Genomic DNA, 19,440 nt, shown 5'->3' on the forward strand with positions numbered 1-19,440 from the left:
TGCGATGAGCGAAGAAGCGCCGATTCCCCTGTGCAACGCCTCCGACCTGGTCGAAGGCGGACGGGCGGTCCCGTTCGACGTGGTCTACGGCGGCGAAACCTGCCGCGCCTTTGCGGTGCGCTTCGAAGGGCAGCCGCATGCCTACCTGAACCGGTGCAGCCACGTGGCGATGGAGCTCGATTTCCAGCCCGACCGCTTTTTCGACGACAGCGGCCAGTGGCTGCTCTGCGCCACCCATGGCGCGGTCTACAAGCCCGATACCGGCGAATGCGCGGGCGGTCCGTGCCGCGGCGGCCTCGTGAAGATCGCCCTCAGCGAACGTGACGGCGTGGTGCACTGGCATACTGCCTGGAACCTCCATCCCCTGACTTTCTGAAATGACCGACCCGAACCGCACGGAACCCGAAGGTTTTGATCCTTTTGAGCCGGCCACTCCCATTGCGTCCTCGCAGGGCGCGCCACGCAGCATGGCGAAGGACCCGACGCAACGCCCCGGGTGGGAGCGTGCGACGCTCGAGAAGCTCGCCTTCGCCTCCCTGAACGAGCAGAAGGCCGCGCGCCGCTGGAAGACCTTCACACGCCTTTCGTGGCTCGCGTTCTTCATCTTCCTGGTCTGGCTCGCGATGTCGCGCAACGCGCCGAGCGCCGCGAAGACGACGGCCCACACCGCGGTCGTCGAGATCAAGGGAGAAATCGCCAACGGCGGCGACGCGAGTGCCGAGTTCGTGGTCGCGGCCATGAAGACCGCTTTCGAGGACGAGGGTGCGAAGGGCATCGTCCTGCTGATCAACTCGCCCGGCGGCAGCCCCGTGCAGGCCGGCATCATCAGCGACGAGATCAAGCGCATGAAGGCCAAGTACAAGAAGCCGGTCTACGCGGTGGTCGAAGAAACCTGCGCCTCGGCCGCCTATTACATTGCCGCCGCCACCGACAAGATCTTTGTCGACAAGGCCAGCATTGTCGGCAGCATCGGCGTGCTGATGGACGGCTTCGGCTTCACCGGGGTGATGGAGAAGGTGGGCGTGGAGCGGCGCTTGCTCACGGCCGGCGAGAACAAGGGCTTCCTCGACCCGTTCAGCCCGATGAGCGACGCTCAGCGCGCCCATGCCCAGGCCATGCTGAACCAGATCCACACGCAGTTCATCAACGTGGTGAAGGCAGGCCGCGGCGACCGGCTCAAGCTCGACACGCCGGGGCTCTTCAGCGGCCTGTTCTGGAGCGGCGAGCAAGCCGTCCAGTTCGGCCTGGCCGACCAGCTGGGCAACGTGGACTACGTGGCGCGCGAAGTGATCAAGGCCGAAACGGTGACTGACTACACGCGGCGCGACAACGTGGCCGAGAAGCTCGCCAAGAAGTTCGGCGCTGCCATGGGCGACGCCACGGTGCGTTCGCTGCAGACCGCCACGCCCGCGCTGCGCTGAGGCTTTGGCTCAGGGGCGTGCGCCGGTGTCCGTGTAGCGGGCCGACGCCGCCAGCGCGACGGCGAATACCACCACGACATAGAGCGCGGCCGTGAGGGAAGCGGCCCGCGCCAGCAGGCCGATCACCGCCGGGCCCGCCATGAAACCCAGGTAGGCCACGGCCGAAACGGCCGCAATGCCTGTCGCGGGCTCGACGCCCGGCACCCGCGCCGAGGCGCCGAACAGGATCGGCACCACGTTTGCGAAGCCCACCCCCACGCCGGCAAAGCCGACCAGCGCGAGCCAGGGCAGGTCGGTCAGCAGAACCAGCGTCATGGCCGCGGCCGCCAGCACGCCGCTGCCGAGGAGCAGTGCGGCCGGCGAGAAGCGGGCCCGCATCGCATCGCCCCCGAAACGCGCAGCCGCCATGGCCGCTGAAAAGCTCGCATAGGCCAGGGCGGCCTGGTTCTGCGGGCTGCCGAGCTCCTGCTGCATGTAGAGCACGCTCCAGTCGTAGATGGCGCCTTCGGCGATGAGCCCCAGCGCAGCGAGCACGCCCAATACCGCGAGCACGCCGCGAGGCAGGCGGAATGAATGGTCGGCTGCGGACGCGTCGCTGGCAGCGGGCGGCTGGGGAAGCATGTGCCACGAAGAGACGGCCACCATCAGCACCATGGCAGCTGCGACCCACAGCAGGTGTGCCTGCGGGCCGAGCCCGGCAGCCAGTGCCGCGCTGCCGCTTGCGGCGCCAGCCATGCCGCCCAGGCTGAACATGCCATGCATGCCGCTCATCAGCGGCTGGCCGCCAAGAAGCTCGAGCTGCGCCGCTTCGGCATTGATGGCCACGTCGAACACGCTGGTCACGAGGCCGAACACCGCGAGCAGGGCCAGGAGGAAAAGGTAGCCGGGCATCGCGATCAATCCTGCGAGCAGCAGCGCGTAGATGCAGCCGCAGAGCGCGGCCATGCGCCTGGCACCATGGCGGCCGATCCACCGGCCGGCGCTGGTCAGTCCCAGCATCGCGCCCGCGCCGGCCGCCAGCATGGCCAGGCCCAATTGGGCTTCGTCGATGCCGTAGTGCGCCTTGACGGTCGGAACGTGCACGCCCCAGGTCGCGAAGATGAAGCCGGAAGCAAAGAACTGCGCGCGCGCGGCCCAGCGGGTGCTGGCGGTCGCCGCCATCGTCAGCGCCCGATCGCGAACACGGCGGGCAGGCGCTCGTCCGCCAGGCCCTGTGCCTTGGAGCGCCAGCCCTTCACCGTTTCGCTGCGCACCTGGGCGGTGGCGAGCGTCAGGCCGCGGGCCACGGCCAGCCGGGTGTTGTGCTGCAGCGTCTGGACCAGCGCCTGGAGCATCGCGGCGTTGCGGTACGGCGTTTCGATGAACAACTGGGTCTGGCCGGTCTTGAGGGCGAGCGCCTCGAGCTCCCGGATCCGGACCTGGCGCTCGCCCGAATCCTGCGGAAGATAGCCGACGAACGCGAAGTTCTGTCCGTTGAGGCCGCTGGCGGCCAACGCGAGCAGCAGCGAGACCGGGCCGGTGAGCGGCACCACCACGATGCCCAGGTCGTGCGCCGCGCGCGCCACCGAGGAGCCGGGGTCGGCCACGGCCGGCATGCCGGCTTCGCTCAGCAGGCCGACGTCGTGGCCTTCGAGTGCGGCGGCCAGCAAGGGCTTCGCGTCGAACTGGCCGGCGTGGTCGCCTTTCTTGTGCACCTCGCGCGGCAGCTCCCGGATGTCCTGCGCCTGCAGGGACGCGGCCAGCGGAACGACGGCATCGATGCGCTTCAGGTAGGCGCGTGCCGACTTGGCGTTCTCGCAGATCCAGTGGGTGATGCCGGCCGCCGCCTGCAGCGTCCCGAGGGGCAGGGCGTCCTGCAGCGGCGCTTGCGTGTCGCAGCCGAAATCGAGCGGCGCGGGCACCAGGTAGAGCTTGCCGGGGTTCACAGCAGCTCGATCCCGGCGGAACGCAACATGCGGCAGGTGCGGATCAATGGCAGGCCGACCAGGGCCGTGGGGTCGTCGCTGTCGATAGCGCTCAGCAACGCGATGCCCAGGCCCTCGCTCTTGGCGCTGCCTGCGCAGTCGTAGGGCTGCTCGGCCTGCAGGTACTGCTCGATGGCGGCATCGCTGAGTTCGCGGAACACCACCCGGACCGGCGCCAGGTCGCGCTGGACGAAGCCCGTGGCCTGGCAGACGACCGCCACGGCGGTCTGGAACACCAGCGCCTGGCCGCGCATCCGGCGCAGTTGGGCCGTGGCGCGGGCGTGGTCGCCGGGCTTGCCGAGCGCTTCGCCCGCGAGATCGGCCACCTGGTCGGAGCCGATCACCACGGCTTCTGGAAACCGGGCGGCGACGGCCTGGGCTTTTTCAAGCGCCAGCCGCTCTGCCAGTTCGCGCGGCGTTTCTCCGCTCCGGGCGGTTTCGTCGACTTCCGGGGGCTGCACGTCGAAGGGCAGGCGCAGGCGCATCAGCAACTCGCGGCGGTAGCGCGAGGTGGAGGCAAGTATCAAGGGGCGTTGCATGGCGACGATTGTGCGTGAGCTGCCAGGAAGCCTTTGGCGGGGCGCTGCCAATTCCCCCGGCCGGCGCGATAGACTGGTGCGGATGAAGAGAGTATTTGCCCCCGAAAGGCTCGACGTGGTCGCCTTTGCCGCCGAGGCTGCGTCGCTTTCAGCCGACGATCCGGTGCCCAACTATCCCCGCCTGGTGCAGGAGCTCGCGTTGCCGACGCCCGGCGCCGTGGTTCACTGGAAGGCCGTGGGCGAGCAGCGCACCGGCGCACTGGGCAAGGCCGAGCCCTGGATGCACCTGGTGGCCGAGGCGACGGTGCCGCTGGTCTGCCAGCGCTGCCTCGCACCGGTGGATACGCTTGTTGCATCGGACCGCTGGTTCCGTTTCGTGGCCGACGAAGCCACGGCCGACGCCCAGGACGACGAGTCGGGAGAAGACCTGCTCGTCGTGAGCCGCGATTTCGACCTCCATGCCCTGGTCGAGGACGAACTCCTGATGGAAATCCCGGTCATGCCGGTCCACGAGGTCTGCCCTGCGCCCCTTCAGCTGTCGTCCAGCGACGAGGACTTCAACGCGGCCGAAGAGGCCAAGCCGAACCCCTTCGCGGTGCTCGGCGCGTTGCGTTCGGGCAAGCCGGAAGAGGGCAAGTAGCCCTTTCCCTCAGGCTGGGCTATAATCATGGGCTTCGCGCGCGCCGCCGTGAGCAGCAAGACAGGCCAAGGCATTCCATGCATGCTTCTGTATTGCCACCGCCAGAGAGCGCATCCAATCACTCACCTAACAGTCCAGGAGCCATCATGGCCGTCCAGCAAAACAAGAAGTCGCCTTCCAAGCGCGGCATGCACCGTTCCCACAATGCGCTGGTCGTGCCCGGCATCGCCGTGGAACCGACCACCGGCGAAACGCACCTGCGCCACCACATCAGCCCCAACGGTTTCTACCGTGGCCGCCAGGTGCTCAAGAACAAGTCCGAAGCCTGATCTCGGATCCCAAGGCCAAGGCCCGAAGCTACTTTTTCCGTAGCGTCGGGCCTTTGTTTTGATGGCTACGCCTTCATCCCCCGAAACTGCTGCTGCGCCTTCCGCAATCACGCTCGCCGTCGATTGCATGGGAGGCGACCATGGGCCGCGTGTCACGCTCGCGGCCTGCCGCGCATTTCTCGAGCGGCACAGGGAAGCCTCGCTGCTGCTGGTCGGTGCGCCGGCCGCGCTGGCCGGGTTCGCCGCGCATCCGCGCGCCCGCATCGTTGCCGCGAGCGAAGTGGTGGGCATGGACGACCCGGTGGAAATCGCCTTGCGCAAGAAGAAGGATTCTTCGATGCGCGTCGCGATCCAGCAGGTCAAGGACGGTTCCGCCCAAGCCGCCATCTCGGCCGGCAACACCGGCGCACTGATGGCCATTGCGCGCTACCTGCTCAAGACGCTCGACGGTATCGATCGCCCCGCCATCGCGCCGCAGCTCCCCAATGCGAAGGGTGGCGCCACCACGGTGCTGGACCTCGGCGCCAATGTCGATTGCGACGCCGAGGACCTGCTCCAGTTCGCCGTGCTGGGCTCTGCGCTGGTTTCAGCCCTCACCGGCAACGAGACGCCCTCGGTCGGCCTGCTCAACATTGGCGAGGAAGCCATCAAGGGCAGCGAAACGATCAAGAAAGCGAGTCAGCTGCTTCGTACGGCTGCCAACTCCAAGGATCTCAACTTCTACGGCAACGTGGAGGGCAACGACATCTTCAAGGGAACGACCGATATCGTGGTCTGCGACGGCTTCGTCGGCAACGTGGCTCTCAAGGCCAGCGAAGGCGTGGCTTCGATGATCGGCGACTTCATTCGGGTGGAATTTTCGCGGAGCATTTTCACGAAGGCGGCCGCTATCGTTGCCTATCCGGTTCTAAAAGCGTTTAAAAATCGCCTGGACCATCGCCGATACAACGGGGCTGCACTTTTGGGCCTGCGCGGCCTCGTGTTCAAGAGCCATGGCTCGGCTGACGAAGTGGCTTTCGGACATGCGCTGGATCGCGCTTATGATGCCGCTCGCAACAACCTGCTCGACCGCGTGCGGGCCCGCATTGCTCACGCCGCGCCATTGCTCGCGCGGCAGGAGCCCGCGGTGCCTGCCGATGCGGCGGCACTCCACGTTTGATGAGCCCCTATTCACGCATCACCGGCACAGGCAGCTTCTTGCCTCCGCGCCGGGTGACCAACGACGACCTTGCCAAGGAATTGGCATCGCGCGGCATCGAGACCTCGAACCAGTGGATCGTCGAGCGCACCGGCATTCACGCGCGGCACTTCGCAGCGCCTGAAGTCACGAGCAGCGACCTCGGGCTCGAGGCCGCCCGGCACGCCCTGGAGGCCGCGGGCCGCAAGGCGGAAGAGGTCGACCTGATCATCGTCGCCACCTCCACGCCGGACATGGTGTTTCCCTCGTCGGCCGCCATTCTCCAGAACAAGCTCGGCATTGCCGGCTGCCCCGCCTTCGACGTCCAGGCGGTCTGCAGCGGCTTCGTGTATGCACTGACCGTGGCCGACGCGATGATCCGCACCGGCTCCGCGCGCTGCGCGCTGGTGGTGGGCGCCGAAGTGTTCTCGCGCATCCTCGATTTCAACGACCGCACCACCTGCGTGCTGTTCGGCGACGGCGCGGGCGCCGTGGTGCTCGAGGCCAGCGACGAGCCCGGTATCCTGGCAAGCGACCTGCATGCGGACGGCAAGCACGTCGGCATTCTTTGCGTGCCCGGCCATGTGTCGGGCGGCAATGTGCTGGGCACGCCGCTGCTGCACATGGACGGCCAGGCCGTGTTCAAGCTGGCAGTGCGCGTGCTCGAAGACGCTGCACGCGCCACGCTGGCCAAGGCGGGCAAGACCGAAGCCGACATCGACTGGCTGATTCCGCACCAGGCCAACATCCGCATCATGGAAGGCACGGCCAAGAAGCTGAAGTTGCCGCGCGAGAAGCTCGTCGTCACGGTCAACGAGCACGGCAATACCTCGGCCGCCTCGATACCCCTGGCGCTCGACGAGGCCGTGCGGTCCGGCAAGGTGAAGAAGGGCGAAACCCTCATGCTCGAAGGCGTGGGCGGCGGCTTCACCTGGGGCGCGGTGCTTTTGAACCTGTAGCCACTGCATGGCCCGCAGGGCCGCGGTGCGACATGACGCTAGAAACCATGAAATCCTTTGCTTTTGTCTTTCCGGGCCAGGGCTCGCAGGCGGTCGGCATGCTCGACGCGTGGGGCGACCACCCGGCCGTGGCCGAAACCCTGCGCGAAGCCTCCGAGGCACTGGGTGAAGACGTTGCGGCGCTGATCAAGAACGGCCCCAAGGAAGAGCTGGCCCTCACCACCAACACCCAACCGGTGATGCTGGTGGCCGGTGTTGCCGCCTGGCGCGCCTGGCTGGCCGAGGGTGGCGCAGCCCCTTCCGTCGTCGCAGGACATTCGCTCGGCGAATATTCGGCGCTGGTGGCCTCCGGTGTCCTCACATTGGCGCAAGCCGCGCCGCTGGTGCGGTTCCGGGCACGCGCCATGCAGCAGGCCGTGCCGGTTGGCGTGGGCGCCATGGCGGCCGTCCTCGGCATGGACTCTGCCAAGGTGGTGGCCGGCTGCGCGGAAGCGACCGCATCGTTTGGCGCGGGAAGCGCCGAGATCGTCGAGGCGGTGAATTTCAACGACCCGATGCAAACCGTGATCGCCGGCAGCAAGGCGGCCGTCGACAAGGCTTGCGAACTGCTCAAGGCCCATGGCGCCAAGCGCGCGCTGCTGCTGCCCGTCTCGGCACCCTTCCATTCGAGCCTGATGAAGCCCGCCGCGGAAGCGCTGCGCGAAAAGCTCACCACCGTCAGCTTCGCCGCCCCGCAGATCCCGGTGCTGAACAACATCGACGTGGCCGTCGAGACCGACCCGGAACGCATCCGCGACGCCCTGGTGCGGCAGGCGGCCGGCCCGGTTCGATGGGTCGAAAGCATGCAGGCCTTGAAACTGCGCGGCATAGCCTCCATCATCGAGTGCGGGCCGGGCAAGGTGCTGGCCGGCATGGTCAAGCGCATCGCCCCCGATCTCGAAGCCGCGTCCGTGTACGACCCGGCAACCCTCGCGGACACCCGACAACTGCTCGCCGGCTGAACGGCGCAAGGCCCTCGACACTTTTATGAGCATTCCCAAATTCGAAGGGCAAGTCGCCCTGGTCACCGGCGCGTCGCGCGGCATCGGCGCGTCCATTGCGCTCGAACTGGCACAGCGCGGCCTCAAGGTGGTGGGTACCGGCACCACCGAGGACAGCGCCGCGAAGATCACCGGCGCCCTGAGCGCCTTCGACGGCCGTGGCCGCGCGCTCAACGTGAACGACGCTGCGGCCGTCGAAGCGCTGATCGACGAAATCGTGCAGGCTTATGGTGCCATCCACGTCCTGGTCAACAACGCCGGCATCACGCGCGACACGCTCGCCATGCGCATGAAGGACGACGACTGGGATGCCGTGCTCGACACCAATCTCAAGGCCGTGTTCCGCCTGTCGCGCGCGGTCATCCGTCCGATGATGAAGCAGCGCTACGGCCGCATCATCAGCATCACGAGCGTGGTCGGCGCCTCCGGCAATGCCGGCCAGGCCAACTACGCGGCTGCCAAGGCCGGCGTCGCGGGCATGACCCGCGCGCTCGCCCGCGAACTCGGCAGCCGCAACATCACGGTCAACTGCGTCGCGCCGGGCTTCATCGAGACCGACATGACGGCCAGCCTGCCCGAAGCCCAGCAACAGGCGCTCCTCCAACAGATTCCGCTGGGCCACCTGGGCAAGCCGGCCGACATCGCGCATGCGGTCGCCTATCTCGCGTCGCCGCAGGCTTCCTATGTGACGGGCCAGGAACTGCACGTCAACGGCGGCATGTACATGCAGTAGCCGCAAGGCGCAATCTTTCCCCGCACCGGGTGCACGGCAAATGCCACAATGCGCCCGGCTAAAATCCACCCATTACCTACAACCCTCAGAGGGAACCAAATGAGCGATATCGAAGCACGTGTCAAGAAAATCATCGCCGAGCAACTCGGCGTGGAAGAGTCCCAAGTAACCAACGAGAAGGCTTTCGTGGCCGACCTCGGTGCGGACTCGCTCGACACGGTCGAACTGGTGATGGCACTCGAAGACGAATTCGGCATCGAAATTCCCGATGAAGACGCCGAGAAGATCACCACGGTGCAAAACGCCGTCGACTACGCCACCAAGAATCAAAAGGCCTGATCGGGCCAGCTGGAACTGCCACGGCCGGCGGCGCTTTTCATCGAGCCCGTACGCGCCGCCCGCAGGTATCCAGCGCTTCCAGAAAGGTTTGCCGGCATGACCAAACGCCGCGTCGTCGTGACCGGACTCGGTTGCATCGCTCCTGTCGGAAACTCGGTGACCGAATCCTGGGCCAACCTGTTGGCCGGGAATTCGGGCATTGCGAACATCACAGCCTTCGATGCAAGCGCCTTCGCCTGCAAGTTCGCGGGCGAGGTGAAGGGTTTCGACATCACCCAATACATTTCCGAGAAGGAAGCGCGCCACATGGACCGCTTCATTCATCTCGGGCTTGCCGCTGCCGTCCAGGCAGTGCAAGACAGCGGATTGCCGACCGGTGAAGCGCTGCCCTATGAAAAGGCAGTGCGCATCGGCTGCAACATCGGCTCGGGCATCGGCGGCCTGCCGATGATCGAGGAGACGCACGGCGAATACGCGAGCCGCGGCCCGCGCCGCATCTCGCCGTTCTTCGTGCCGGCCTCGATCATCAACATGATCTCGGGCCACGTCTCGATCAAGTACGGCTTCAAGGGCCCGAACATCGCGGTCGTTACCGCGTGCACCACCGGCCTGCACGCCATCGGCACGTCGGCGCGCATGATCGAGTACGGCGACGCCGACGTGATGATCGCGGGCGGCGCCGAGTCGACGATTTCCCCGCTCGGCATCGGCGGCTTCACCGCGCCGCGTGCACTCAGCACGCGCAACGACGATCCCGCGACGGCCTCGCGCCCTTGGGACAAGGACCGCGACGGCTTCGTGCTGGGCGAGGGCGCGGGCGTGCTGGTGCTCGAAGAGTACGAGCATGCCAAGGCGCGCGGAGCCAAGATCTATGCGGAAGTCGCAGGCTTCGGCCTGACCGGCGACGCCTACCACATGACCGCGCCCGACGTCGACGGCCCCCGCCGCTCGATGGCCATGGCGCTGGCCAATGCGGGCGTCAATGCCGACGAGGTGCAGTACCTCAATGCACACGGCACTTCCACGCAGATCGGTGACCTCAATGAGACCAATGCGGTCAAGCTGGCGTTCGGCAACCACGCGAAGAAGCTGGTCGTCAATTCGACCAAGTCGATGACCGGCCACCTGCTCGGCGGCGCCGGCGGCATCGAGTCGGTGTTCACGGTGCTCGCACTGCATCACCAGAAGAGCCCGCCGACCATCAACATCTTCAATCAAGATCCGGAGTGCGACCTCGACTACTGCGCCAACGAGGCGCGCGATCTCAAGATCGATGTCGCGGTCAAGAACAACTTCGGCTTCGGCGGCACCAACGGCACGCTGGTGTTCAAGCGCGCTTGAGCCTTGCTCTTTCATGCACAGCGCGCCGTCGGTGACATACCCGGTGGGGCGCTCGCGCGGCGCAACCCGGACACTGATTGCGACGTGGGCCCTGGGTGCAGGCTGCGCGGGCCTGTCGTGCTATCTCATCGATGGTGCCGGCTGGCGCCAGCTGCTGCTGGTCCTGAGCGTCCTGCTGTCGGGCCTCGCGGCCGGGCTCGGGCTGCGAAGCGACGGGGCCGGTGAACTGCACTTCGACGGACTGGGCTGGGCGCTGAAAGGCGCCCATCCTGGCCGGGCGGTTCATTCGGCGCGGGCCGCCGTGGCGCTCGATCTCCAGTCGCTTCTGCTGGTCCGGCTGGCCGAGCCGGGCCGTGCGAGCCGGTGGGTCTGGATCGAGCAGCGCGCCATGCCGGAACGCTGGCGGGACCTGCGCCGTGCGGTATATTCGCGCGCCCCGTCCGCTTTGCCGGCCGGCGAGCCTTGGCGAGCAGCCGCTCCCGCCGATGCGCCCTGAACCTCCCCGATGACCACTTCTCCGCCGCCAGTGCCACCGGACTCCGGCTTGCCCGATGCGTCCGTAGAGGCGCCGCGTCCCGGCGAGGTCGACCTGCAGCTGGTCCAGCGCACGGTCGCGGGTGACCAGAAGGCGTTCGAGCTGCTGGTCATCAAGTACCAGCGACGCATCGAGCGGCTGATCGGGCGCATGGTGCGCGACGTCGACCTGGTCGAGGACATCGCGCAGGAGACCTTCATCCGTGCCTACCGCGCGCTGCATCAGTTCCGCGGCGACGCCCAGTTCTACACCTGGCTCTACCGCATCGCGGTGAATACCGCCAAGAAGGCCCTGGTCGACATGAAGCGCGACCCGACCATTTCCGAAAGCGCCATGCGGCCGTCTTCTGACGAGGACGATGAAACTTACCGGCCCGGAAACGAACCAATCAGCGACGAAACCCCCGAATCGATCCTCGCGGCCAATGAAATTGCCCGCGTGGTCGAGGCCGCCATGGAAGCGCTCCCCTCCGAGCTGCGCCAGGCGGTCACCCTGCGCGAGATCGAGGGCATGAGTTACGAAGAGATTGCCGAGGTCATGGATTGCCCGATCGGCACCGTGCGCTCGCGTATTTTCCGGGCGCGCGAGGCCATTTCGGCCAGGGTCAAACCGCTGCTGGACAACCAGTCCGGCAAGCGTTGGTAGGTAAGCAGGTGAATGAAATGAATCAGACAATGACGGTTCGTGAGCAGGTGTCCGCACTGGCGGATGGTCATTTGCAGGGCGCTGATTTCGCGCGGGCCATCGAGGCCGTCTGCACCGACGACGAGGCCCACCGGGCCTGGAGCGCCTACCACCTGGTGGGCGACGTGCTGCGTTCAGGTGCGCATTCGCCATGCCAGGACGGCAATGCGTTCCTCGCCCGGTTCCAGCAGCGCCTGGCCGCCGAACCCGTGGCGGTGGCGCCGCTCGCTGCGCCCGTTGCGGCGCCTGTGGCCGTCGCGGTACGGCACAAGGCCGATGCAGCCAACGAGCCGGTGTTTCGCTGGAAGCTCGTGGCTGGCGCCGCATCGCTGGTGGCGGTTGCGGCCATCAGCTGGACCCTGGTCGGCAACGGCGCGGCCGTTCCGTCTCCGGGTGCCCAGTTGGCGCTGCAGCAGCAACCGGCAGCCAACGCGGTGCTCGCGGCCGCGGCCCCCGGCAACCCGTCGGCCGCCACCGCGCCGCTGGCTTCGACCCGCGTGGTGGTCGGCAACGGAAGCCCGCAGGTCATGCTGCGCGATCCGCGGCTCGACCAGTTGCTCGAAGCGCACCAGCAAGCCGGCGGTGCTTCGCAAATGCCCTCAGGTTTCCTGCGCAATGCGACTTTCGAAGGCCCGACGCGCTGACGCGCGCGTGCCGTCGTTTCCATGACCGTCCAGATGCCGATTCCTGCACGCGCGCTCGCGCTGATGTTCGCTGCTTTTTGTCTGGTGCAGATCGCCGCGGCGCAGACCCGGCCCGGCCAGGCCAGTGCCCGCGGCGCGGCCACGGCGCAGGCTGGCGACGCGCCTCCGGCCATGGGTGTGGTCGAGTGGCTGCAGCGCATGCACGCTGGAGCGCGGCAGCGTAACTACGTCGGTACCTTCGTGGTTTCAGCCGCCGGCGGCGACCTGTCGAGCGCCCGCATCTGGCATGTGCGCGACGGCGACATGCAGATCGAGCGCATCGAGGCCCTGTCGGGGCCGCCGCGCTCCACGTTCAGGCGCAACCACCACGTGATGACCTTCCTGCCGGAGGCGAAGGTCGTGAAGGTCGAGAAGCGCGAGAACCTCGACCTTTTTCCCAACCTGCCCGACAAGCCCGACTCGTCGATCGGCGACTTCTACGATGTCCGCGCCATCGGCAAGGACCGCGTGGCCGGCTTCGATGCCGATGTGGTGCAACTGGTGCCGCACGACGCGCTGCGCTTCGGCTACCGGATCTGGAGCGAGCGCCGCTCCGGCCTCGTCGTGAAGCTCCAGACCATCGACAGCGATTCCCGCGTCGTCGAGCAGTCGGCCTTTTCCGAGCTGCAGCTCGATGCGCCCGTCAAGGCGCAGGCCCTGTCGCAGATGATGTCCAACACCGGCGGCTATCGCATCGAGAAACTCGAACTGGAGCGCACCAGCGCCCAGGACGAGGGCTGGGTGCTCAAGTCGCCCGTGGCCGGCTTCAAGCCCCGCAGCTTCTATCGCCGGCCGGCTGCCGGCGACAAGGCCGGACAGGATCGAACCGTCCAGTGGACCTTCTCCGATGGCCTTGCCTCGGTGTCGCTTTTTATCGAGCGCTACGATGAGAAACGCGCGCCGGCCGACGGTGTGTTGACGATCGGTGCAACCAACGCCATCCGCCGGCGATTGCCCGAGCCGGCCAACGATTGGTGGCTCACCGCCGTGGGCGAGGTCCCGCAGCAGACCCTCAATGCGTTTGCACAAAGTCTCGCTCGCACGCGCTGATCTGTCGTGCCCACGCCGCCGGCGCTGAACCAAGTCCGCTTCGCCGACTCATAGATCTTCATTTGGCTGCTCTCTGTTCTTTTGAAAGAAAACCGATGATGTTCAAAGTCGAGGGACACAAGCTTCGTTCCTATCTCTTCGCATTTGGCGTGGCCTGCTCGGCTGCGGCGGGTTTCCTGCCCGCAACACCCGCCGCGGCGCAGACGGCCCAGGCTCGCGGATTGCCCGACTTCGCCGATCTGGTGGAGCAGGTGGGTCCCGCGGTGGTCGGCATACGCACCGTCGAGAAGGTTGCCGCGCGCGGCGGCGGCAGCGGCGGCGAAATGGACGAGGAAATGCAGGAATTCTTCCGGCGCTTTTTCGGGCAGCCGTTGCCGGGCAATCCGCGCCCCGGTCCGCGTCCGAACCGGCCGCAGCAGCCCCAGGAGGAAGAGCGTCCGCGTGGCGTGGGTTCGGGATTCATCCTGAGCGCCGACGGCTACGTCATGACCAATGCGCACGTGATCGAGGACGCATCCGAAATCGTCGTCACGCTGACGGACAAGCGCGAGTTCAAGGCCAAGCTCATCGGCGCCGACAAGCGCAGCGACGTGGCCGTCGTGAAGATCGAGGCAACCAGCCTGCCGGTGGTCCGGATCGGCGACATCTCCAAGCTGCGCGTCGGCGAATGGGTGATGGCGATCGGTTCGCCCTTCGGCCTCGAGAACACCGTGACTGCGGGCATCGTGAGCGCCAAGCAGCGCGACACCGGCGACCTGGTGCCGCTCATCCAGACCGACGTTGCCATCAACCCCGGCAACTCTGGCGGCCCGCTCATCAACCTGCGCGGCGAAGTGGTCGGCATCAACAGCCAGATCTATTCGCGCTCGGGCGGCTACATGGGCATCTCGTTCTCGATCCCCATCGATGAAGCCATCCGCGTCAGCGACCAGCTGCGCGCCACCGGCCGGGTTTCGCGCGGCCTGATCGGCGTCACCATCGGCACGGTCTCCAAGGACGTGGCCGAATCGATCGGCCTCGGCAAAGCCCGCGGCGCGCTCGTGAACAGCGTGGTGCCGGGCTCGGCGGCCGACAAGGCCGGCGTGCGCGAAGGCGACATCATCACCAAGTACGGCGACAAGGTCATCGAGACGCCGAGCGACCTCTCGCGCTCGGTGGCCAGCACCAAGCCCGGCGTGAAGAGCACGCTGACCTTGTTCCGCAACGGCGCGTCGCGCGAACTCGCGATCACCGTGGCCGAAGGCGATCCCGAAGCCAAGCCCACCGGCAAGCGCTCGCAGGATCGCGAGGAGCCCCAGCCCAAGCCGTCGTCGGCAGCGGGCAAGTCGCTCGGCCTGGCTGTCAGCGACCTCACCGACGCGCAGAAGAAGGAGCTCAAGGTTCGCGGCGTGCGCATCGACGCGGCAACCGATGCCGCGGCCAAGGCCGGCCTGCGCGAAGGCGATGTGATCCTCTCGGTGGGCAACATCGAGGTCTCGAGCGTCAAGGAATTCGAGTCCGCGATTGCCAAGGCCGACAAGAACAAGCCGCTCAGCGTGCTGTTCCGCCGCGGGGAGTGGGCGCAATATGCCCTGATCCGACCCGCACGCTGATCTGGCGCCGGCGTCAAGTGGCCCCACCCGTCAGTCGGGTTTGGGGCCTTTTTTTGAGGTGTTCGCGACGCCCGGATGCCACGCTTCAAAAAAATTTTTTGGGCGGAAAGCCCACCAAATTTGTTTGCGGTCACTAACTTCGTGGAGGGCTTAGGACGGTTTTCGGTAGAATAGGCATCGTTGGGCGGTGAGTCCATGCATAAGGAGGGCGGTTTCCTCCACCATGCGAGATGTCAGACACCCGTCCACCGCTGCTCCACAGATCGCCCACAAGTTGTTCATAGAGTGCTCCACCGATCCTGTGGATAAGTTGTTTATATCTTTGATGTGGTGGACCTGCAACGACCCGTTTTGACCCTGTCCCCGGATGTACGTGCCTCCCTTTTTGCCTACAATGAAGTTCCAACTACTGCAGTTGCCATTGCTTGTTGGTTCAGGGCGCGTCTCCAGAAGACGCGCCCTTTTTTCTTGCCTGTCGCACTCTGCGCCCGAGCCAATTCAAGTACTTAAGCGTTCCCGTTGATGAATCACATCAGAAATTTTTCGATCATTGCGCACATCGACCACGGCAAGTCGACGCTCGCAGACCGTTTGATCCAACGTTGCGGCGGCCTCGCGGAACGCGAGATGGAAGCGCAGGTGCTCGACTCGATGGACATCGAAAAAGAGCGTGGGATAACCATCAAGGCGCAGACCGCTGCGCTGCACTACAAGGCACTCGATGGACAGGTCTACAACCTCAATCTGATCGACACGCCGGGCCACGTCGACTTCTCGTACGAAGTGAGCCGCTCGCTGTCAGCATGTGAAGGTGCGTTGCTCGTCGTCGATGCATCGCAAGGTGTCGAAGCACAGACGGTGGCCAACTGCTACACCGCACTCGACCTCGGCGTCGAAGTGATACCGGTGCTCAACAAGATGGATCTTCCCAACGCGGATCCCGACAACGCGCGCACCGAGATCGAAGACGTGATCGGCATCGACGCGACCGACGCGATTCCGTGTTCCGCGAAGACGGGCCTGGGCATCGACGAGATCCTCGAAGCCATCGTCCACAAGATGCCCGCGCCGCGCGGCAATCCCGACGGTCCGCTGCGCGCGATGATCGTCGACAGCTGGTTCGATCCCTACGTCGGCGTCGTCATGCTGGTGCGTGTGGTCGACGGCCGGCTGGTGAAGGGCGAGCGCATCAAGATGATGGCGTCCGGAGCCATGTACAACGCCGACAACGTCGGCGTCTTCACGCCCGCCAACGAACCGCGTGCCTCGCTCGAGGCTGGCGAGGTGGGCTACATCATCGCGGGCATCAAGGAACTGCAGGCCGCCAAGGTCGGCGACACCGTGACGCTCATCAAGCCGGGCACGGGCGGCGCGGCCGCCACCGCCACCGAGGCACTGCCGGGCTTCAAGGAAATCCAGCCGCAGGTGTTTGCCGGCCTCTACCCGACCGAAGCCAGCGAGTACGACTCGCTGCGCGACGCGCTCGAGAAACTGAAGCTCAACGATTCGTCGCTGCGCTACGAACCCGAGGTGAGCCAGGCGCTGGGCTTCGGCTTCCGCTGTGGCTTCCTGGGGCTGCTGCACATGGAGATCGTGCAGGAACGCCTGGAGCGCGAGTTCGACCAGGACCTGATCACGACCGCGCCGAGCGTGGTCTACCAGGTGGTGCGCAACGACGGCGAAGTCATCATGGTCGAGAACCCGTCAAAGATGCCCGATGTCGGCAAGATGAGCGAGATCCGCGAGCCGATCGTCACCGTGCATCTCTACATGCCGCAGGAATACGTCGGCGCCGTCATGACACTGGCCAACCAGAAGCGCGGCGTGCAGATGAACATGGCCTACCACGGTCGCCAGGTCATGCTGACCTACGAGATGCCGCTCGGCGAGATCGTGCTCGACTTCTTCGACAAGCTGAAGTCCGTCAGCCGGGGCTATGCCTCCATGGACTACGAGTTCAAGGAGTACCGCGCGTCCGACGTGGTCAAGGTCGACATCCTGCTGAACGGCGAGAAGGTCGACGCGCTTTCCATCATCGTGCACCGCAGCCAGTCGCAATACCGCGGCCGGGCCGTGGTGTCGAAGATGCGCGAGATCATTTCGCGCCAGATGTTCGACGTGGCGATCCAGGCGGCCATCGGGGTCAACATCATTGCGCGTGAGACAATCAAGGCGCTGCGCAAGAACGTTCTTGCCAAGTGCTACGGCGGCGACATCACCCGCAAGAAGAAGCTGCTCGAGAAGCAGAAAGCGGGCAAGAAAAGGATGAAGCAGATCGGCTCCGTCGAGGTCCCGCAAGAGGCCTTCCTCGCGATTCTGCAAGTCGAAGACTGATCTCAAAAATGGCATTCATCACAACTTTGGTCCTCGCGGCCTTTGCCAGCTACGTCGGTGCCTGGTACTTTGGCGCCATCGAAGGCAATTTCGCACTGCTGCTGTTCCTGGCCACCGTGGTCACCGGCCTCTACTGGCTGGCCGAGCGCTTCTACTTCATGCCCCGGCGCGAGCGCGCCGCCGCTGCCCTCGAGACCTCGCTGAGCGAGCGCAACGCGCGCCTGGCCGGCCAGGGCATCACGCAGGTGGACACGGTGGACGCCAAGGCCAGCGAGCGCCTGTTGATGCAGCCGTGGTGGCTCGACTGGACGGCCGGGCTGTTCCCCGTGATCCTGGTGGTGTTCCTGCTGCGCTCCTTCCTCTACGAGCCTTTCAAGATCCCCTCGGGTTCGATGATGCCGACGCTGCTCACCGGCGACCTGATCCTGGTCAACAAGTTCACCTACGGCCTGCGCCTGCCGGTGATCAACACCAAGATCACCGACGGCACGCCGCTGGCGCGCGGCGACGTGGTGGTGTTCCGCTACCCGCCCAAGCCGAGCATGGACTACATCAAGCGCGTGGTCGGCATCCCCGGCGACGAGGTCGCCTATCTGAACAAGAAGCTCACCATCAACGGGCAGCCGGTCTCCAAGACCCCGATGCCCGACTACCTCGACAACGATTCGATGCGCCTGCTCAAGCAGTTCAACGAAGACCTCGGCGGCAAGCAGCACAGGCTGCTCAACGACGATGCCGGCCCGGCCTTCGTCCAGGGCGCGAGCGATTTCCCGTTTCGCGACAACTGCCGCTATTCCGTCGAAGGCGTGGTTTGCAAGGTGCCGGCCGGCAACTACTTCATGATGGGCGACAACCGCGATAATTCGGCGGACTCGCGTTTCTGGGGCTTCGTGCCCGACAAGAACATCGTGGGCAGGGCGTTCTTCGTCTGGATGAATTTCGGCGACCTGGGTCGCATCGGTCCGTTCCAATAAGCAGTCAGCATTGTTCGAGGGGTATGAGGGCATGAGAGCAAATCGGTCCATCCGCAGCGGGGCCGCGCACCAGCGCGGCATTTCGTTCATCGGCCTGGTGTTTGTCGCCGTGGTGCTGGGTTGCCTGGGCGTCGTCGTCGCGCAGGTCATCCCGACGCTGATCGAATACCAGGCGATCGACAAGGCCGCCAACAAGGCCAAGGAAGGCACCACCGTGCCTGAAGTGCGCGCCATCTTCGACCGGGCCCAAGCCATCGACGACTTCAAGTCGGTCGCCGGCAAGGACCTGGACATCAAGAAGGTCGGCGACAAGGTCGTCGTGTCGTATGCCTACGAGCGGGAGATTCCCCTGTTCGGCCCGGCCTACCTGGTGCTCAAGTACAAAGGCGAGACCCGCTGAACGCGGCGACACGCAAGGTGGACGGCGGCCTCCCGGCGCTGCAGGAGCGCCTCAAGCATTCGTTCTCCGACCCGCGGTTGCTCCAGCTCGCGCTCACGCACCGCAGTTTTTCGGCCGACCACAACGAGCGGCTCGAGTTTCTCGGCGACTCCGTGCTCAATCTCGCGGTTTCGCACCTGCTCTACACCCGTCTTTCGGCCTTGCCCGAAGGCGACCTGTCGCGCGTGCGGGCCAACCTGGTCAAGCAGGACACGCTGCATCGCCTGGCGCTGGAGCTGCAACTCTCGCCCCTGCTGCGGCTCGGCGAGGGCGAGGCCCGCTCGGGCGGGCCCAACCGGCCTTCGATCCTGGCCGACGCACTCGAAGCGCTGATCGGCGCGGTCTACCTCGATGCGGGCTTTTTGGCCGCGGAGGCGCTGGTGCGCCGGCTCTACGAGTCGGTGGAAATCAATCCGCGCATGGACGCGGTCGCCAAGGACCCGAAGACCGAATTGCAGGAATGGCTCCAGGGTCACAAAATGAAGTTGCCGGTGTACCGCGTGGCAGCCACGCTCGGTGCCGCGCACAAACAGACTTTCGATGTCGAGTGCGAGGTGCCCGAGCTGGGCCTGCGCGAACGCGGCATCGGTGGCTCGCGACGCGCCGGCGAGCAGGCTGCCGCGGCAGCCATGTTGATCCGGCTCAAGGCACGCGGAGCCGCGTGAAA

Annotated in this window: 22 protein-coding genes; 19 read left to right on the forward strand and 3 right to left on the reverse strand. The window is 66.0% G+C overall.

Annotated features, from left to right (window positions below; translation table 11 throughout):
* Positions 1-4: 4 nt before the first annotated feature.
* Entirely contained in the window at positions 5-376 is a 372-nt protein-coding gene (locus tag ABID97_RS08260; protein ID WP_354398039.1) for a Rieske (2Fe-2S) protein, read from the forward strand.
* Between the two features lies 1 nt (position 377).
* Positions 378-1,421: a S49 family peptidase gene (locus ABID97_RS08265; RefSeq protein WP_354398040.1), complete on the forward strand. Its 1,044-nt coding sequence runs from the start codon at positions 378-380 to the stop codon at positions 1,419-1,421.
* 9 nt (positions 1,422-1,430) lie between these two features.
* On the opposite strand, the gene ABID97_RS08270 is transcribed toward ABID97_RS08265, so the two are convergent.
* Genes ABID97_RS08270 through ABID97_RS08280 form a run of 3 tightly spaced genes read right to left on the reverse strand, consistent with a single transcriptional unit; the run spans position 1,431 to position 3,924 of the window.
* Positions 1,431-2,582, reverse strand: a complete 1,152-nt coding sequence (locus tag ABID97_RS08270) for an MFS transporter (RefSeq protein ID WP_354398041.1) — start codon at positions 2,580-2,582, stop codon at positions 1,431-1,433.
* 2 nt (positions 2,583-2,584) lie between these two features.
* Positions 2,585-3,346, reverse strand: coding sequence for an SAM-dependent methyltransferase (locus ABID97_RS08275; protein ID WP_354398042.1), 762 nt, complete (start codon positions 3,344-3,346; stop codon positions 2,585-2,587).
* The gene (locus ABID97_RS08280) at positions 3,343-3,924 is read right to left on the reverse strand and encodes a Maf family protein (RefSeq protein WP_354398043.1); all 582 of its coding nucleotides are present in this window, start codon (positions 3,922-3,924) and stop codon (positions 3,343-3,345) included. Before ABID97_RS08280 ends, ABID97_RS08275 begins: the two co-directional genes overlap by 4 nt.
* 82 nt (positions 3,925-4,006) lie before the next feature.
* Here ABID97_RS08280 and ABID97_RS08285 point away from each other — a divergent pair, with 82 nt between their 5' ends.
* The 17 genes from ABID97_RS08285 to rnc all read left to right on the forward strand — a co-directional run bounded on the left by ABID97_RS08285 (position 4,007) and on the right by rnc (position 19,438).
* Positions 4,007-4,564, forward strand: coding sequence for a YceD family protein (locus tag ABID97_RS08285; RefSeq protein ID WP_354398044.1), 558 nt, complete (start codon positions 4,007-4,009; stop codon positions 4,562-4,564).
* A 146-nt stretch (positions 4,565-4,710) separates the two neighbouring features.
* Positions 4,711-4,893: a 50S ribosomal protein L32 gene (gene rpmF, locus ABID97_RS08290; protein WP_007830466.1), complete on the forward strand. Its 183-nt coding sequence runs from the start codon at positions 4,711-4,713 to the stop codon at positions 4,891-4,893.
* Positions 4,894-4,954: 61 nt separating this feature from the next.
* The gene (plsX, locus tag ABID97_RS08295) at positions 4,955-6,052 is read left to right on the forward strand and encodes a phosphate acyltransferase PlsX (RefSeq protein WP_354398045.1); all 1,098 of its coding nucleotides are present in this window, start codon (positions 4,955-4,957) and stop codon (positions 6,050-6,052) included.
* Complete coding sequence (locus ABID97_RS08300) at positions 6,052-7,029, forward strand: beta-ketoacyl-ACP synthase III (protein WP_354398046.1); 978 nt, start codon at positions 6,052-6,054, stop codon at positions 7,027-7,029. The genes plsX and ABID97_RS08300 overlap by 1 nt, the downstream gene beginning before the upstream one ends.
* A gap of 47 nt (positions 7,030-7,076) precedes the next feature.
* Positions 7,077-8,030, forward strand: coding sequence for an ACP S-malonyltransferase (fabD, locus tag ABID97_RS08305; RefSeq protein WP_354398047.1), 954 nt, complete (start codon positions 7,077-7,079; stop codon positions 8,028-8,030).
* A gap of 25 nt (positions 8,031-8,055) precedes the next feature.
* Positions 8,056-8,802 carry a 3-oxoacyl-ACP reductase FabG gene (fabG, locus tag ABID97_RS08310; RefSeq protein ID WP_354398048.1) on the forward strand — a complete coding sequence of 249 codons (747 nt, stop codon included), beginning with the start codon at positions 8,056-8,058 and terminating at the stop codon, positions 8,800-8,802.
* A gap of 99 nt (positions 8,803-8,901) precedes the next feature.
* The gene (gene acpP, locus ABID97_RS08315; RefSeq protein WP_007830471.1) at positions 8,902-9,141 is read left to right on the forward strand and encodes an acyl carrier protein; all 240 of its coding nucleotides are present in this window, start codon (positions 8,902-8,904) and stop codon (positions 9,139-9,141) included.
* A 96-nt stretch (positions 9,142-9,237) separates the two neighbouring features.
* Entirely contained in the window at positions 9,238-10,482 is a 1,245-nt protein-coding gene (fabF, locus tag ABID97_RS08320) for a beta-ketoacyl-ACP synthase II (protein WP_354398050.1), read from the forward strand.
* Positions 10,483-10,513: 31 nt separating this feature from the next.
* A complete protein-coding gene (locus ABID97_RS08325; RefSeq protein ID WP_354398051.1) occupies positions 10,514-10,978 on the forward strand; it encodes a hypothetical protein in 465 nt (154 codons plus the stop codon).
* A 9-nt stretch (positions 10,979-10,987) separates the two neighbouring features.
* Positions 10,988-11,662, forward strand: a complete 675-nt coding sequence (gene rpoE / locus ABID97_RS08330; RefSeq protein ID WP_354398052.1) for an RNA polymerase sigma factor RpoE — start codon at positions 10,988-10,990, stop codon at positions 11,660-11,662.
* A 17-nt stretch (positions 11,663-11,679) separates the two neighbouring features.
* A complete protein-coding gene (locus ABID97_RS08335) occupies positions 11,680-12,345 on the forward strand; it encodes a sigma-E factor negative regulatory protein (RefSeq protein ID WP_354398053.1) in 666 nt (221 codons plus the stop codon).
* Between the two features lie 21 nt (positions 12,346-12,366).
* Entirely contained in the window at positions 12,367-13,434 is a 1,068-nt protein-coding gene (locus ABID97_RS08340; RefSeq protein ID WP_354398054.1) for a MucB/RseB C-terminal domain-containing protein, read from the forward strand.
* Positions 13,435-13,529: 95 nt separating this feature from the next.
* Complete coding sequence (locus ABID97_RS08345; RefSeq protein ID WP_354398055.1) at positions 13,530-15,026, forward strand: DegQ family serine endoprotease; 1,497 nt, start codon at positions 13,530-13,532, stop codon at positions 15,024-15,026.
* Between the two features lie 522 nt (positions 15,027-15,548).
* On the forward strand, positions 15,549-17,360 hold the full coding sequence (gene lepA, locus ABID97_RS08350; protein ID WP_354398056.1) for a translation elongation factor 4: 1,812 nt from the start codon (positions 15,549-15,551) through the stop codon (positions 17,358-17,360).
* Positions 17,361-17,368: 8 nt separating this feature from the next.
* On the forward strand, positions 17,369-18,334 hold the full coding sequence (lepB, locus tag ABID97_RS08355; protein WP_354398057.1) for a signal peptidase I: 966 nt from the start codon (positions 17,369-17,371) through the stop codon (positions 18,332-18,334).
* A 31-nt stretch (positions 18,335-18,365) separates the two neighbouring features.
* Positions 18,366-18,734: a DUF4845 domain-containing protein gene (locus ABID97_RS08360; RefSeq protein ID WP_354398058.1), complete on the forward strand. Its 369-nt coding sequence runs from the start codon at positions 18,366-18,368 to the stop codon at positions 18,732-18,734.
* 17 nt (positions 18,735-18,751) lie between these two features.
* Positions 18,752-19,438, forward strand: a complete 687-nt coding sequence (rnc, locus tag ABID97_RS08365; RefSeq protein ID WP_354398059.1) for a ribonuclease III — start codon at positions 18,752-18,754, stop codon at positions 19,436-19,438.
* Positions 19,439-19,440 lie beyond the last annotated feature (2 nt).

Source organism: Variovorax sp. OAS795 (assembly GCF_040546685.1).
Taxonomy (GTDB): domain Bacteria; phylum Pseudomonadota; class Gammaproteobacteria; order Burkholderiales; family Burkholderiaceae_C; genus Variovorax.

Coding starts and splice junctions, on each gene's coding strand:
- ABID97_RS08260 (WP_354398039.1), top strand. CDS start 5: ATGAGCGAAGAAGCGCCGATTCCCCTGTGCAACGCCTCCGACCTGGTC.
- ABID97_RS08265 (WP_354398040.1), top strand. CDS start 378: ATGACCGACCCGAACCGCACGGAACCCGAAGGTTTTGATCCTTTTGAG.
- ABID97_RS08270 (WP_354398041.1), bottom strand. CDS start 2,582: ATGGCGGCGACCGCCAGCACCCGCTGGGCCGCGCGCGCGCAGTTCTTT.
- ABID97_RS08280 (WP_354398043.1), bottom strand. CDS start 3,924: ATGCAACGCCCCTTGATACTTGCCTCCACCTCGCGCTACCGCCGCGAG.
- ABID97_RS08285 (WP_354398044.1), top strand. CDS start 4,007: ATGAAGAGAGTATTTGCCCCCGAAAGGCTCGACGTGGTCGCCTTTGCC.
- rpmF (WP_007830466.1), top strand. CDS start 4,711: ATGGCCGTCCAGCAAAACAAGAAGTCGCCTTCCAAGCGCGGCATGCAC.
- plsX (WP_354398045.1), top strand. CDS start 4,955: ATGGCTACGCCTTCATCCCCCGAAACTGCTGCTGCGCCTTCCGCAATC.
- ABID97_RS08300 (WP_354398046.1), top strand. CDS start 6,052: ATGAGCCCCTATTCACGCATCACCGGCACAGGCAGCTTCTTGCCTCCG.
- fabD (WP_354398047.1), top strand. CDS start 7,077: ATGAAATCCTTTGCTTTTGTCTTTCCGGGCCAGGGCTCGCAGGCGGTC.
- fabG (WP_354398048.1), top strand. CDS start 8,056: ATGAGCATTCCCAAATTCGAAGGGCAAGTCGCCCTGGTCACCGGCGCG.
- acpP (WP_007830471.1), top strand. CDS start 8,902: ATGAGCGATATCGAAGCACGTGTCAAGAAAATCATCGCCGAGCAACTC.
- fabF (WP_354398050.1), top strand. CDS start 9,238: ATGACCAAACGCCGCGTCGTCGTGACCGGACTCGGTTGCATCGCTCCT.
- rpoE (WP_354398052.1), top strand. CDS start 10,988: ATGACCACTTCTCCGCCGCCAGTGCCACCGGACTCCGGCTTGCCCGAT.
- ABID97_RS08335 (WP_354398053.1), top strand. CDS start 11,680: ATGAATCAGACAATGACGGTTCGTGAGCAGGTGTCCGCACTGGCGGAT.
- ABID97_RS08340 (WP_354398054.1), top strand. CDS start 12,367: ATGACCGTCCAGATGCCGATTCCTGCACGCGCGCTCGCGCTGATGTTC.
- ABID97_RS08345 (WP_354398055.1), top strand. CDS start 13,530: ATGATGTTCAAAGTCGAGGGACACAAGCTTCGTTCCTATCTCTTCGCA.
- lepA (WP_354398056.1), top strand. CDS start 15,549: ATGAATCACATCAGAAATTTTTCGATCATTGCGCACATCGACCACGGC.
- lepB (WP_354398057.1), top strand. CDS start 17,369: ATGGCATTCATCACAACTTTGGTCCTCGCGGCCTTTGCCAGCTACGTC.
- ABID97_RS08360 (WP_354398058.1), top strand. CDS start 18,366: ATGAGAGCAAATCGGTCCATCCGCAGCGGGGCCGCGCACCAGCGCGGC.